General features: G+C 57.6%; 16 protein-coding genes. 14 read left to right on the plus strand and 2 right to left on the minus strand.

The genetic code is table 11. The annotated features are described in order from the left end of the window. Window positions 1-55: 55 nt before the first annotated feature. From CP97_RS02520 to CP97_RS02545, 6 genes are all read left to right on the plus strand, one after another. A complete protein-coding gene (locus CP97_RS02520) occupies window positions 56-298 on the plus strand; it encodes a hypothetical protein (protein WP_048884656.1) in 243 nt (80 codons plus the stop codon). Further along, a complete protein-coding gene (locus CP97_RS02525; protein ID WP_048884657.1) occupies window positions 295-1155 on the plus strand; it encodes a DUF2391 family protein in 861 nt (286 codons plus the stop codon). Before CP97_RS02520 ends, CP97_RS02525 begins: the two co-directional genes overlap by 4 nt. Beyond that, the gene (locus CP97_RS02530) at window positions 1152-1547 is read left to right on the plus strand and encodes a hypothetical protein (RefSeq protein ID WP_048884658.1); all 396 of its coding nucleotides are present in this window, start codon (window positions 1152-1154) and stop codon (window positions 1545-1547) included. The genes CP97_RS02525 and CP97_RS02530 overlap by 4 nt, the downstream gene beginning before the upstream one ends. A 10-nt stretch (window positions 1548-1557) precedes the next feature. After that, on the plus strand, window positions 1558-2301 hold the full coding sequence (gene gntA / locus CP97_RS02535) for a guanitoxin biosynthesis heme-dependent pre-guanitoxin N-hydroxylase GntA (protein WP_227819647.1): 744 nt from the start codon (window positions 1558-1560) through the stop codon (window positions 2299-2301). 101 nt (window positions 2302-2402) lie between these two features. Beyond that, window positions 2403-2867, plus strand: coding sequence for a PH domain-containing protein (locus CP97_RS02540; protein WP_048884659.1), 465 nt, complete (start codon window positions 2403-2405; stop codon window positions 2865-2867). Beyond that, the gene (locus CP97_RS02545; RefSeq protein ID WP_227819648.1) at window positions 2864-4462 is read left to right on the plus strand and encodes a PH domain-containing protein; all 1599 of its coding nucleotides are present in this window, start codon (window positions 2864-2866) and stop codon (window positions 4460-4462) included. Before CP97_RS02540 ends, CP97_RS02545 begins: the two co-directional genes overlap by 4 nt. 12 nt (window positions 4463-4474) lie before the next feature. Here CP97_RS02545 and CP97_RS02550 read toward each other — a convergent pair whose 3' ends face one another. After that, a complete protein-coding gene (locus tag CP97_RS02550) occupies window positions 4475-4777 on the minus strand; it encodes a GNAT family N-acetyltransferase (RefSeq protein ID WP_048886648.1) in 303 nt (100 codons plus the stop codon). 50 nt (window positions 4778-4827) lie between these two features. On the opposite strand from CP97_RS02550, the gene CP97_RS02555 reads away from it, so the two are divergent. Continuing rightward, window positions 4828-5823, plus strand: a complete 996-nt coding sequence (locus CP97_RS02555; protein WP_048884660.1) for a threonine aldolase family protein — start codon at window positions 4828-4830, stop codon at window positions 5821-5823. Beyond that, a complete protein-coding gene (locus CP97_RS02560; RefSeq protein WP_048884661.1) occupies window positions 5820-6749 on the plus strand; it encodes a DMT family transporter in 930 nt (309 codons plus the stop codon). Before CP97_RS02555 ends, CP97_RS02560 begins: the two co-directional genes overlap by 4 nt. On the opposite strand, the gene CP97_RS02565 is transcribed toward CP97_RS02560, so the two are convergent. After that, window positions 6732-7508 carry a Rossmann-fold NAD(P)-binding domain-containing protein gene (locus CP97_RS02565; protein ID WP_048886649.1) on the minus strand — a complete coding sequence of 259 codons (777 nt, stop codon included), beginning with the start codon at window positions 7506-7508 and terminating at the stop codon, window positions 6732-6734. The genes CP97_RS02560 and CP97_RS02565 overlap by 18 nt on opposite strands. Window positions 7509-7560: 52 nt before the next feature. Here CP97_RS02565 and pepN point away from each other — a divergent pair, with 52 nt between their 5' ends. The 6 genes from pepN (at window position 7561) to CP97_RS02595 (ending at window position 14484) form a co-directional block, all read left to right on the plus strand. Beyond that, entirely contained in the window at window positions 7561-10227 is a 2667-nt protein-coding gene (pepN, locus tag CP97_RS02570) for an aminopeptidase N (protein ID WP_048884662.1), read from the plus strand. Next, window positions 10220-10918 (plus strand): peptidoglycan editing factor PgeF, encoded by a 699-nt coding sequence (gene pgeF / locus CP97_RS02575; protein WP_227819649.1) that lies wholly within the window; start codon window positions 10220-10222, stop codon window positions 10916-10918. The genes pepN and pgeF overlap by 8 nt, the downstream gene beginning before the upstream one ends. 230 nt (window positions 10919-11148) lie before the next feature. Continuing rightward, window positions 11149-11715: a ubiquinol-cytochrome c reductase iron-sulfur subunit gene (gene petA, locus CP97_RS02580; RefSeq protein ID WP_174539155.1), complete on the plus strand. Its 567-nt coding sequence runs from the start codon at window positions 11149-11151 to the stop codon at window positions 11713-11715. 19 nt (window positions 11716-11734) lie between these two features. Further along, on the plus strand, window positions 11735-13030 hold the full coding sequence (locus CP97_RS02585; protein ID WP_048884664.1) for a cytochrome b: 1296 nt from the start codon (window positions 11735-11737) through the stop codon (window positions 13028-13030). A gap of 29 nt (window positions 13031-13059) precedes the next feature. After that, complete coding sequence (locus CP97_RS02590) at window positions 13060-13938, plus strand: cytochrome c1 (RefSeq protein ID WP_048884665.1); 879 nt, start codon at window positions 13060-13062, stop codon at window positions 13936-13938. 12 nt (window positions 13939-13950) lie between these two features. Then, a complete protein-coding gene (locus CP97_RS02595; protein WP_048886651.1) occupies window positions 13951-14484 on the plus strand; it encodes an adenine phosphoribosyltransferase in 534 nt (177 codons plus the stop codon). Window positions 14485-14523 lie beyond the last annotated feature (39 nt).

Below are 14523 nucleotides of genomic sequence, written 5' to 3' on the forward strand. Positions count from 1 at the left end.
TGGAGGCCGACCTTGTAAGGAAAGCTGCAATAATTACTGAAAGTTTTCTTGACCAATGTTTGTTCAGCTCAATCCCTCGATCCCGATGCATGTCATCGACCGTGGTCCAGGCCAGGCCTTTGCAGTTATCGATTACGGACCTGAACATCATCTGATCTGGGTGGTCGCACTGGATGATGGCGGGCAGATCTGGGCGGCGCCAAATCCGCAGGTCCGCGTTCAGGAAAACTGGTCGATGGGCAGGGAAAAGGACAAGCCCGGCATCGCCAATCTCGATGAAGCGAGAGCGAAGCGGTGATCGCCGTTACACCGTGGAGCCACCCGATTCACCTTGATGATGAAACGGTCAAGGCCGGCACGATGGAGGTGCGCGATATAGCGCAAGGCTTTGCTGGCGCCCTGTTCATTTCGCTGCCGCTGCTCTTCACAATGGAAATGTGGCAGATTGCGCGGACCATCCCCGATGTGGTCTTGCTGGGCTTTCTGGTAGTTTCCCTTATTTTCAATCGGCTGTTTCTGCAATTTGCCGGGTTCCGCTGTAAGGAATGGCAGCGATCCCGCTGGTGGGATGCGCTGGTCACCATGGGTATCGGCGCAGTTGCCAGCACCGTAACCCTGTATATGGCCGGGGTCATCAACACGGATATCGATACGCATCTGGCGATCAAGACTATCGCACTTGAAACCGTCCCGACAAGTATGGGTGCAGCAGTCGCCGTGAATCAGCTTGGCGGAGGCGATAGCGGATCGGACGACAGCGGCATGTCGCGTGATCTCGGTGTTATTGTCGGCACGGTTCTGGGCGCATTCTTGTTCTCCTTCAACATCGCGCCAACGATGGAGACACGGGTAATCGTCCAGATGCAGAATTGGTGGCAGACTGGCGCGACCTTCGTGCTTTCAATTGGCGTCTCTTACCTGATGGTGAGCGTCGCCCAATTTTCAGAGCGCGATATGTCGAAGAGAAAAGTCATCAATGCGGCGTGGCTGGAGGCGCTAGTCTCCTATCTTTTTGCATTTTTTATCAGTATGATGCTGTTATGGGTCTTCCAATATAGTACGCCGATGGACCCGCTTGAGGTGTGGCTGCCGCAAACGATTGTCCTTGCTTACGTCACCACATTGGGCGGCGCGGCCGGAAGGCTGATCCTATGAGTGATAATGATAAGGCAGATTCCGGTCCGGACAATTGCCCGCCGACGGTTTTGGGATGGCTTGCGCGCATTGTCAGCGTGGCGCTCACAACGATCCTGGCGGCGACGATTGCATATCAAGCCATGTCCGAAGACCACGAAATACGGTTTGAAACCGAAATTGCTGCAGGAGACATGCATCAGCAAGACGGCATGTGGTTCATTCCCGTCGACGTACTGAACGATGGCAGTCGGACGGCCCATTCTGTCGATCTGGAACTCACGGTAGGTGCAGAAACCACCGCCATTACAATCGAGAGGATCGGTGCGAACGAAACGATACGCTTCGTAGTCATGCGTCAGGCTCGCAGCGAAACAGTGGAACATAAGGTAATCAGTTATGAAGCCTCTTGAGGAAGACATTTTGGGTCAAGGTATAAAGAAGCTGATTGCAGCGCCTGAACCTTCGCTTTCGGCTTCGGACAAACATGCGAGCGCTATCACTCTGGCCGAGCAATTTCGCGCCTTCATCAAGGCTTCGAACTATCCCTGCGTCGGCGCGAAAAGCGCTTTGTCCAAAAACCAGATGACAGCCTATATCGGCTCTGATCTGGAATCGTCATGGGATGATGTGGCGCTGGCAAACCAGCTCGTGTCCTTTGCGCATGCGTATAAGAAAAGTCGGCCACTGTTCATCACCTTTGCGGCATTCTTCCCGAAGACGCGGGCAATGTCGGAAAATGAATTCGAGGCCGCACTATGGGAACGCATCGCATCACTGCAGGCGAAGGATAAATGGTTTGGACAACAATATGACGAGGCGGTCAGTCCTGATCCGACTTCCCCCAAATTCTCCCTGAGTTTTGGCGGGCAATCCTTCTTCATTGTCGGCATGCACCCCGCAGCATCGCGGCCTGCGCGCCAGTTCGATGTGCCAGTGCTGATTTTCAATTTGCACGATCAGTTCGAACGCCTCCGCGAAGATGGGCGCTATGAAAAAATGCGCTCGACTATCATTGACCGTGACGTTGACCTTGCCGGATCAGTCAATCCCATGCTCTCGCGCCATGGCGAAATGTCCGAAGCGCGGCAATATGCGGGTAGAATTGTGGGGCCGGACTGGGTCTGTCCATGGCCGGGCCGCGAGGATGAGGCAAATGAAACCTAACCAATAGCGCAATGCTGTGCGGTCACGGATTTACGCTCAGCATTGCGACGGGTGGAAAAGGCAATTGCTCGCAGAAGGTGTGTTGCATATACAAGGCACCTATGGATGAAGAACCCCTGACCAAGCTCGATCCGCATTATACCACTGTCATGCGGTTAGAAGGCATGCTGACCACGCTGCCATTTGTCATCGGCGCATTGGTGTTTTCGAGAATGGAGCTGGTGCCCGGCTGGGCCGTGGGCGTGCCGGTGCTGATCCTTGCGCTGGTGTTGATCGGCCTGTTGCCGATGAAGCGTTATCGTTCGCGCGGCTATCACATGGCGGATGACAGGCTGCGGGTGGTAAAAGGTGTGCTCTTCCATTCCGACAGCGTCGTGCCGTTCAGCCGCGTGCAGCATCTGGATGTTGAGCAGGGCCCGCTGGAACGAATGTTCGGCATAGCCCGTCTTATCCTCCACACTGCGGGGACGCATAATGCATCGGTCATACTGCCCGGTCTGGCCCATGCCGATGCGGTGACCATGCGCGAGGAAATTCGCGCCCATGTAAAACGCGAATCGCTGTGAGCGAATCGGCACAGATGATCGAAGGCAGCGGATCGTCGGCTGAAGCGATCAGTGAATGGCGCCGAGTAAACCCGCTGACAGTGGCGGTGCAGGGCGTTCGCACGCTGGCATCTGCCATCATTCCCGCTGCATTCCTGCTCTACAGCGCGGCAAGCGGCAGCGACAACAAGGGCCTTGCGCTTGTTGTGCCCTACGCAATTCCAATCCTGCTGGCGATAATTGCGCTCAATCTGCTGCCCGCATGGCTTGGCTGGTATCGCCTGCGCTATCGCATCGGGACGAGCGACGTGCGGCTGGAACAAGGCATCATCAGCCGTTCTGCCCGCTCTGTCCCCTATGATCGGATTCAGGACGTCAGCCTTGAACAGAAACTGATCCCGCGCCTGCTGGGCCTGGTGCAGGTGAAGTTTGAAACGGGTGCAGGTGGCAAGGAAGAACTGACACTCGCCTATGTATCCGAGGATGAAGGGGAAAGATTGCGCGAAACCGTTCGCGCGCTGGTCGAAGGTGCGGAAGATGTATCCGCCGCGCCCGCACGGGTGGGCGATGATAATATGGATTTGCCCCCGATGGCTGCGGGCATTGGGGAAAGCCAGCTGCTTTTCTCCATGGGGCAGCGCCGCCTGTTCACCTATGGCCTGTTCAGCTTCTCGCTGGTGATTTTTGCAGTGCTTATCGGTGCCGCCCAGCAATTCGAATTCCTGTTGCCATTCGATGTCTGGGACTATGCCGAAACCTGGATAAGGGACGAACGATACGCCGGAGCGGGCAGCTATGTCGGTGGTCTTGGTGCAGGTGCGCGTATTCTCGGCATATTGTATTTGCTCGTGTCGATTATCGCGGTTGGCCTTGCCAGCGGGGTGGTGAAAACCTTCTTGCGGGATTGGGAGTTCCGGCTGGAGCGCACCGCCAAGGGCTTTCGTCGCCGTCGGGGCCTGCTGACCAAGACAGATGTCGTAATGCCGGTTCACCGCGTGCAGGCTCTTATCCTTTCAACCGGCTGGCTGCGCCGCCGTTTTGGCTGGCACGGCCTGTCTTTCATCAGCCTTGCGCAGGATGCCGGCAAGGCCAATCACGATGTCGCGCCCTTTGCCAGAATGGATGAGATTGCGCCCATTGCGAAGGAAGCAGGCTTTTCCCTGCCGGATGAGACGGAAGAATGGCGCAGGCCAAGCCCCGATTATTATTGGGACAAGGCGCTGATCACCGCATTTATTCCCGCCGTCAGCGCGGCGACCGCCATATCGCTGGGTTACATCCTTCCCGGCATTGCGGCTGCCCTACTGGGCGGCGTGCTGGTGTTGCGGGCACTTTACCTATGGCGTTATGATCGCCACGCACTTGGTCCGCAGCAAGTCCTCTCACGGCGCGGCTGGCTGGCACCGCACACCAAGATCGCCAGCAGGGTAAAGCTGCACTCCGTGGAAATCGCGCAAGGGCCGCTGGCGCGCTGGCGCGGCTATTGCGATCTTAGGTTTGGCATGGCGGGTGGCCGCTTTGCCTTTAATGGCCTGACATTGGAAGATGCGCATAAATTACGCTCTGCAGCGCTCGAATCCATTGCCGCGGTCGATTTTGCGAAATTGCCCAAATAGGGCCTGGGCCAGTCAGCTTTCTATTTCGGCGCGCAATTCACTCCACTCGGGATGCTTGCGGAATTGTGCCGCGACATAGGAACATTGCGGGACGATGGTAAAATCCTTTTGGCGCGCATCGGCAATAAGAGCTTCCACCAGCTGGGCTGCGATGCCCTTTCCGCGCGCCTCGGGCGGGGTGAATGTATGTTCGGCAATGCGGGCCGAACCACGCGCCCGCCAGGTCAATTCTGCCGGCCTGTCGCTTCCGTCCACCTTTGCGCGATAGGCGCCGTGGGTCGTTTCGTCGGTAATTTCTATATCGGTCTGCGCCATGAGCGTCTCCTTCTTGCACCAAACGTGGCACAGGCCCATGGCGTTCCGCGATGCAATTCTTGTCAGACAATGCCGCCCCCGTGCACTCCGCTGTCTGGGACGCGATGCGCGCTGCCGATGCAGCCGATACGCCATATGATACCGATGCGCTCAGCCGTGAGCTGGATGCAAGATTTTCATCGCTGTTCGAGCGAGAGTGCGCCGCGATGTGGGTGGCGACAGGAACGGCCGCCAATTGTCTCGCGCTGGCGAGCATGGTGGAGCCGCATGGCGGCGTGATTTGCCATGAAGAAGCCCATATTGAAATGGATGAATGCGGCGCGCCGGGGTTCTACCTTCACGGGGCAAAGCTGCTGCCGGCCAAGGGTGAGGGTGCTAAGCTGACGCCAGGGGATATCCGTCAGGTCCTTTCCGGCATAACCCGCGGCATTCATCAGGTTCCCGCACAGGCAATTTCTATCACCCAAGCGAGCGAATACGGGTTGGTCTATTCTGCAAAAGAGATCGCCGCGATTGCGAAACTTGCTGCCCAATACGGCCTTGGCCTGCATATGGATGGCGCGCGGTTCGCCAATGCGGTCGCGTCTCTCGCTTGCGCGCCCGCGCAGGCTGCCGGTCCAATTGATGCACTCAGTTTCGGCTTTGTGAAGAACGGCGGGCTGGGAGCAGAAGCGATCGTGGTGTTCGATCCTGAAAAGGCGGAGATCCTGCGCTGGCGGCGCAAGCGTGCAGGGCATTTGCAAAGCAAGGGCCGTTTCCTTGCAGCGCAATTGCTGGCCATGCTCGATAACGATATTTGGCTTGCCAATGCGCGCGCGGCCAATACCGCGGCAGCAATGGTGGCAGTGGGTGCGGGTGATCGGTTAATCTATCCTCAGCAGGTGAATGAACTGTTCGTCCAGATGAATCCTGCCGAACGTGCCGCCCTACGCAAACAGGGCTTTTCCTTTTATGATTGGAATGATGCCAGCGTGCGTTTCGTCACCAGCTGGGCAACCGACCCTGACCATGCGGCTGCGCTGGGCAAGGCTATCGCCGCTTTATGAGCAATGCGATTCCCGATCATGCGCTGCTGCGGCCGCGCGTTGTTATCCCCTTCCTCCTGACTGGGATTATCTGGGGCTCGACATGGTGGGTGATCACCGACCAGATCGATGGCATCGCGCCAAGCTGGTCGGTCGCGATACGTTTTGCAGTGGCCACCCCTGCCATGTTTCTTGTTGCCCGCCTTATGGGCAAGAACCTGCGTATCGGCAGCAAGGGGCACTGGCTGGCGCTGCTGATCGGCATCACGCAGTTCTGCGGTAACTTCAATTTCGTCTATCGGTCCGAACTGCATCTGACATCCGGGATCGTGGCTGTCATGTTCACCATGCTGATCGTTTTCAATGCGTTTCTCGGTTGGCTGTTGTTGGGGCAGAGGATTACGCGCAACTTCATGATCGGCACATGTGTCGCGATGAGTGGTATTGCACTGCTCCTGTGGCATGAGGCGGGGCTTAATCCGCTGGGCGGTTCCATACCGCTAGGCATCGTCTGGGCCCTGCTCGGCATACTTTCGGCCAGCATTGCCAATGTCGTGCAGGCCAACGACACGGGGCGCGCATTGCCGATGGTCAGCCTGCTGGCATGGGCCATGCTGTACGGGACGATCGCCGATTTCGCACTGGCATATGTTACCGCCGGGCCGCTTGAACTGCCCGTGCGGGCCAGCTTCTGGTTTGGCATCGCCTGGCTGGCTCTGGCTGGATCGGTGGTGACCTTTCCGCTTCATTACACAATGGTGCGAGAGATCGGCGCGGGCCGCGCAGCCTATAACGGCATTGTCACCGTGATAGTCGCCATGCTCCTATCTACGATTTTCGAAAATTATCGCTGGAACGGTTTGACCGTCAGCGGGGCGATACTGGCGGTGATCGGACTGGTGATAGCATTGCGGGCGCGGCAGCTGCCGTCAAAGCAGACTGCGTAGCCCTTCGCGATAAGTGGGGAATGCGGGCTTCCAGCCGAGCAGGCGCTTTGCCTTGCCATTCGCCACCCGTCTGTTCTCTGCATAAAACCCGCGCGCCATTTCAGAAAGATCCGCCTCGTCCAGCGATTGGAGCGGAGGCAATTTCTGGCCAATCAGGCGGCACCCCTCCTCGATCACCGCATTCTGGCTGCACGGCATATCATCACCAAGGTTATAAGCCCCTGCTGGCGCGTTCTGGCTGATTGCGGCCAGCACACCGCTGGCAATATCACTGACATGCACGCGGCTGAAAACCTGCTCCGGCAGATCGATCCGGTGTGCCTTGCCGCTGCGGATACGTTCAAGCGGATTGCGACCCGGCCCGTAGATGCCGGGAAGGCGAAATATCTGGCCTCCCCGCGCCAGCCATTCTGCATCGCAATCGGCCCGCAAATTCCTTCTTCCGATGCCGATAGGGGCAGCTTCATCAACCCATGCCCCGCCTGTGTCGCCATAGATCCCGGTTGAAGAGAGATAGCCAATGCGCTTGCCAGACAGCGCCGCGCCATAAGATGACAGCACCGGATCACCGCCATCGGCTGGCGGGACGCTCGACAGTATATAATCTGCATGGGCAATCTGCGCCATCATGCCAGCCTCGTCGGCAAAATTTACATCGCCGGATGAACCTGTGGCGCTAATGGTCCAGGCCTGTGATTTAGCAGCAGTTGCAATGCAGCGCGACGTATAGCCGAGCCCGAAAATGAACAGATGTGCCATCTCGTGCATTTAGATACTCGACAGCCCGAAGATAAGGACCCAAGTCTCAGCCATGGATATAGCTCGCACCCCCTCTACGCCTGAAGGCAATCCCGAAATGGCCGATGCCGCGCAGGAACCGCGCCAGCCGGCTGCCATCCGGCGCGAGGATTATCGTCCAACTGCCTGGCTGGTCCCCGAAGTGTCCCTGGAATTCGATCTGGCCCTTCAGGCAACGCGGGTTACCTCCACCCTGACCGTTGCGCGCAATGCCGCGGCCGATGCTTCCCCCACCATCCGCTTGAACGGAGAAGGGCTGGAGCCGATGGCAGTCAAGGTGGATGGTGCGATGATCGATAGCTGGGTCATGGATGATGCCGATCTGATCGTTACTCTGCCCGGCGATGCCCATTCCATTGAAATCACCACCAGCATCAATCCCGCGGCCAATACCGCGCTGATGGGCCTGTTTGCATCTAACGGCATGCTGTGCACACAATGCGAGGCCGAAGGGTTTCGCCGTATCACCTTTTTTCCAGACCGGCCCGATGTGCTGTCAACCTATCGTGTGCGCATGCATGGTCCCAAGACAGACTTTCCCGTGCTGCTTTCGAATGGCAATCTTGAAGAGCAAGGCGATGATGGTGACGGCACCCATTGGGCGCAGTGGCATGATCCCTGGCCCAAGCCGAGCTATCTATTTGCTCTGGTAGCGGGTGATCTGATCGCCAATTCAGACAGCTTCACCACGATGTCAGGCCGCGAAGTTGCGCTCAACATATGGGTTCGCGAAGGTGATGAGAGCCGCACCGGCCACGCGATGGAATCGCTCAAGAAAAGCATGCGCTGGGACGAAGAGGTGTTCGGGCGCGAATATGACCTCGACCTCTTCAACATCGTTGCTGTCAGCGATTTCAACATGGGCGCGATGGAGAACAAAGGGTTGAACGTCTTCAACACCAAGTATGTGCTGGCCGATGAAAACACTGCGACAGATGGCGATTTTGACGGTGTTGAAGGCGTCATTGCGCATGAATATTTCCACAATTGGTCGGGCAATCGCGTGACCTGCCGTGACTGGTTTCAGCTCAGCCTGAAAGAAGGCTTCACCGTGCTGCGCGATCAGCTGTTCAGCCAGGACATGGGTAGCGCACCTGTCAAACGCATTGAGGATGTGCGCGTGCTGCGCGGGGCGCAATTCCCTGAGGACTCCGGCCCGCTGGCGCATCCCATCCGGCCCGACAGTTTTCGCGAGATCAGCAATTTTTATACCGCCACTATTTATAATAAGGGTGCAGAAGTCATTCGCATGATCCGCACTATGGCGGGCGAAGAGGCTTTCCGCGCCGGATCCGATCTCTATTTTCAAAGGCATGACGGGCAGGCGGTAACCTGTGAGGATTTCGTGAAGGCGATGGAGGACGGAGCGGGGCTGGATTTGTCGCAATTCCGCTTGTGGTATTCACAGGCTGGCACGCCAAAGGTGACTGTCCGGCTGGAACATTCGGGCGATACCGCCACCCTGCACCTGTCGCAGGATGTGCCAGCGACGCCGGGCCAGCCTGACAAACACCCCATGCCCATTCCATTGAAGGTGACGCTGTTCGATCCCGAAACGGGCAATCGTGCTGCGGGTCACGATGGTGAACAACTGGTTACGCTGACCAAGGCTCAAGCTAGCTTGAGCTTTCCTGGCCATGTGCGCCGCCCGGTTTTATCGATCAATCGCGGCTTTTCCGCGCCAATCGTAATAGAGCGTGACATTGCACAGGAAGAACTGGTCTTCCTTGCCGCGCATGATGACGATCCCTTCGCCCGGTACGAAGCTTTGCAGGACCTTGTGGTGCGCCATCTCAAGGACGCAGCAGACGACAGGTTGGACGATGGCGCACGCAAGCATGGGCGCGCGGCCATCATCGAGGCGATCAGATCGGTAATGGCAGATGATACGCTGGACGACCTGATGCGCGGTGAACTGTTTATCCTGCCAAGCGAAACCTATCTGGCTGAAGCAATGCCCGTCGCTGATCCGGGCCGCATTCATGCCGAACGTCAGGCGCTGCGCGCTGCTATCGGTGCCTTTCTGGAGGATGATTTCGTGGCGCTCCACACCCGCGCATCCGACGTGCCCTACAGTCTGGAAGCAGCGGCGCGCGGTGCCCGCAAGGTGAAGACGCAAGCACTCGTCTATCTTGCCGCGGGCAATCCGGAACGTGCTGCCGGTATGGCTGCCGCGCAATATGATGCGGCGGACAACATGACCGACCGGCAGGGCGCATTGATGGTGCTGTGTGGTCTCTCAGCTGTGGAGCGGACCAATAAGCTCATCGATTTCTACAATCGCTACCAGGGCAATCCGCTTGTCATCGACAAGTGGTTTGCGCTGCAGGCAAGTTCGATGCATCCCTCTGCACTGGAGCATGTAAAGGCGCTGGCCGACCACCCCGACTTTACGATGAAGAATCCCAACCGTGTCCGCTCGCTCTATATGGCGATGGCTTATAATCCGCATGCTTTTCATGCCGAGGATGGTGAGGGTTATCGCATGATCGGAGACGTGATCCTTGCTCTTGATCCGATCAATCCGCAAACCGCCTCGCGCTTTGTCCCGCCGCTGGGCCGCTGGCGGCGTATCGAGGCGGGACGTTCACAGCTTATGCGCGAACAGCTTGAACGGATCGGCAAGGCGCCGGGGCTTTCGCGCGATACGCATGAACAGGTCAGCCGCAGCCTTGGCTGACGAAAATCTGCATAAGGTCGAACCTGTCCGCTCACGCCTGCTGACGATGCCGCATGGCTTCCTTACGGCGCGGCAGAGCGAGCATAAGCGGTTCGACCTTATATCAAGGGGCGCAGAACCGGTATTCGTCAGGCAGGTCCATTCAGCCCGCGTTCTTAATGTCGACAAGCCGTTCAAACGCGAAAACATTCCCGAAGCGGATGCCATGGTGACGACACACCGTGCACTGATGCTGGGCATTGTCACCGCCGATTGTGCGCCAATATTGTTTGAGGATGTGGAGGCGGGCGTAATTGGCGCAGCTCATGCCGGCTGGCGCGGTGCACAGGCCGGAATCGCCCATGCCACTGTCAGCGAAATGGAAAAGCTCGGCGCATCGCGCCGCGCCATTCGTGCCAGTATCGGGCCCTGTATCCGCCAGGACAGCTATGAGGTTGACGACGCATTCCGCGAATATTTCGTGTTTCCACAGGATGATGAATTCTTCAGCACCGGTAGGGATGGGCACTGGCAGTTTGATCTGGCCGGCTATGTCGCGGCACAGCTTGTGTCACTGCTGGGTGGGGATTCGGTCGAGATTACGGGCATCGACACTTACGCCAATGCAGAGCACTTCCATTCTTTCCGCCGCGCCACGCATCTTGGTAAGGCAAGCCAGGGCCGCCAGTACTCTCTGATCGCCATTTCCTGACAGGTCGCTGACCCGCTTGGACGTTATGATATCAGGCCACGTTTGTGCCCACTATCATACTAAGGCGAAAAGGCGGGTTGGCAGGCGTGATTTGCTCGTCTATCAGCCCGCCAAGATGCCTACAGGGGCCTGCATCACGCAGGCTTCATCCAGAGGCAGTAACGGTTTTCTTTTTCGAGCCGCCGGTTCCGTCAACGGATTCGCGCGGTGCCACAGGCAAGGCAAGGGACATGGCAACCAGCACGGGTAATCCTGACGCGAACCAGATCGCCGGCGATGACGGCGTTCGCCGCCGCGACTTTATCGAAATTGCGGCAGTTTCGGCTGCTGGCGTAGGCGGGCTGGTCGTGGTCATGCCGCTGATCAGCCAGATGTCGCCATCGGCAGATGTATTGGCAGAAAGCACGACTGAACTTGACATTGGCGCACTTGAAACAGGGCAGGCGGTTAAGGCGGTTTTCCGCAAGCAGCCGGTCTTTGTGCGGCGCCTGACAGCCGCTGAAATGGAAGCGGCTGAAGCGGTTGATGCCGATTCGCTGCGCGATCCGCAGACGTTGGCCGATCGCACGCAGGTCGGTCATGAAGATGTGCTCGTGGTCATGGGTGTCTGCACCCATCTGGGCTGCGTTCCACTGGGTGCGGCAGAAGGTGAGAACAAGGGCGAATTTGGCGGTTATTTCTGCCCGTGCCACGGTTCACACTATGATACTGCCGCGCGCATTCGCAAAGGTCCGGCGCCAAGCAATTTGCTGGTCCCGGAATACACTATTACCGACACGCTGCTCGTGATCGGCTGAGGCAAGGAAGAGACGGACTATGAGCTTTCCCTGGGCCAAGGAATATGCGCCGAAAAACGGCTTCACCCAGTTTATCGACGATCGGCTGCCCCTGCCGCGGCTGGTCTATAACGCTGTTGGTGCAGGCTATCCTGTGCCTCGCAATCTTTCCTATTTCTGGAATTTCGGCGTGTTGGCGGGCTTCTGCCTCATGCTGCAGATTGTTACTGGCATCGTGCTGGCCATGCATTATGCCGCCAATGCTGATGTCGCCTTCGCATCGGTTGAGCACATCATGCGTGACGTCAACTGGGGCTGGCTGATGCGCTATGCGCACGCCAATGGCGCCAGTTTCTTCTTCATGGTGATCTACATCCATATTTTTCGCGGCTTTTTCTACGCTAGTTACAAGCCGCCGCGTGAAATGATCTGGTTGATCGGTGTCGTTATCTTCCTGTTGATGATGGCGACCGCTTTCATGGGCTATGTTCTTCCTTGGGGGCAGATGAGCTTCTGGGGCGCCAAGGTCATCACCGGCCTGTTCGGGGCCATCCCGCTCGTGGGCGAACCGCTGCAGATCTGGTTGCTTGGTGGTTATGCACCGGATAATGCCGCGCTCAACCGCTTCTTCAGCCTGCATTACCTGCTGCCTTTCGTGATCGCAGGTTGTGTTATCCTGCATATCTGGGCGTTGCACATTCCGGGGTCTTCCAACCCCACTGGTGTTGAGGTGAAGCAGGAAAGCGATACCCTGCCATTCCATCCGTATTATACGGCGAAGGACGGCTTCGGATTGGGCGTGTTCCTGTTGCTCTATTTCGTATTCCTGTTCTTCATGCCGAACATGCTGGGCCATCCGGACAATTACATTCCGGCAAACCCGCTTTCGACGCCTGCGCTGATCGTGCCCGAATGGTATTTCTATCCGTTCTACGCGATCCTGCGCGCCTTCACTTTCGATTTCATCCTGCCCGCCAAATTGTGGGGTGTATTGGCCATGTTCGCGGCAATCCTGGTGTGGTTCTTCCTGCCATGGTTGGACAAGGGCCCGGTCCGCAGCGGGCATTACCGCCCGCTATTCCGCAAGTTCTTCTGGTTTGGCCTGATCCCCTGCATGGCAGCGCTGTTCTATCTCGGTGGTGCACATGCTGAAGAACCGTACATCATGTTCAGCCAGATCGCGACTGCGTACTACTTCCTGCACTTCCTCGTGATCCTGCCGATCGTGTCTTCGATCGAAAGGCCCGATCCAATGCCATATTCGATAACCGAAGCAGTATTGGGATCGGACAAGAAGGCTGTGCTGGGCGAAAACGCTGAGCCGATTGCGGTTTAAGTGGCCGGGTTTAAGGGAAAGACGATATTATGATCCGCCTCGTTGGTATCCTCATCGGCCTCGGCTTTACGTTTGTGGCACTCCTCTCTTTCGTGTTCGGCTTTATTACTTGGTCGACCGAGGAACCTGAAGAAACAGCCGAACATGCCTTCCATCTTGAAGCGCACGCTCCTGCAGGCGGTTTCGACTTTGATGGACCTTTGGGTAATTGGGATGCTGCGCAATTGCAGCGCGGCTACCAGGTTTACAAGGAAGTGTGCTCTGCCTGCCACTCGCTCGAATATGTGGCTTTCCGCAATTTGGGCGAGCTTGGCTATTCGGAAGACCAGATCAAGGCAGAAGCTGCCAGCTGGCAGGTACCCGGAATCAATGGCGACACCGGCGAAGACGAACTGCGCCCGGCAACGGGAACAGATTACTTCCCCTCGCCCTATCCCAATGACGTGGCGGCAGCTGCGGCCAACAACAATGCGATCCCGCCTGATCTTTCACTGATCACAAAGGCACGCGAGGATGGTTCCAACTACGTTTATTCGTTGCTGACCGGCTATGATAATCCGGCGACCTACGCGAATGAAGAGGGCGAGGCATTTGCTGAGATGTTCCCCGATTCCATGCCGGGCACAGGTCTCCACTTCAATCCCTATTTCCCCAACCTCAATCTGGCGATGGCACCGCCGCTGACAGGTGCCGGGCAGGTGACTTATGCAGATGGTACAGAAGCGACTGTCAGTCAGATGGCAAAGGATGTTTCTGCCTTCCTCACATGGACTGCAGAACCCCGCCTGATTGAACGCAAGCAAACCGGTTGGTGGGTGATCATCTTCACTCTGTTTGCGACGATCCTTGCGTGGTTTGCCAAAAAGCAGGTCTGGGCTGGCCTGAAGCCGGGTCGCCGCGAGGATTGATAACGGGTGACGATCGCGGATGATCTTCGAGAGCTTATCCGCACCGTCCCTGATTTTCCCAAGCCCGGAATCCGATTTCGCGATGTGACCACGCTATTGGCACATGGCGACGGGCTGAGGCGATCGGTGGCCGGCCTTGCAGGGTTGGCCGATGGGCTCGACATTGACAGCGTAGCAGGGATCGAAGCGCGCGGTTTCATCTTTGGCAGCGCGCTTGCCGTCCACCTCGGCCTTGGCTTCATCCCATTGCGCAAGCCCGGCAAGCTTCCGGTCGCGACCATCGGCGAAGACTACGATCTTGAATATGGCAAGGCCCGGCTCGAACTCGATCCAACATTGCTCAAACCCGGCCAGCGCGTGCTTCTCGTGGATGATCTGCTGGCAACAGGCGGGACTGCCGTGGCGGGAACGCGCCTCTTGCGCCGCGCAGGCGGGGTGGTGAACAGCGCGGTCTTTGTGATCGACCTGCCTGAACTCGGAGGAGCCGGTCTTCTCGCCGAAATGGAGGTCGCAGCCCAGAGTATTGTCGGGTTTGATGGACATTAAGCCCTCACCGCAAACCCAAGGCTCGATAAAGCGCGGGAA

Origin of the sequence: Aurantiacibacter atlanticus (genome assembly GCF_001077815.2) — a bacterium.
Taxonomy (GTDB): Bacteria; Pseudomonadota; Alphaproteobacteria; order Sphingomonadales; family Sphingomonadaceae; genus Alteraurantiacibacter; species Alteraurantiacibacter atlanticus.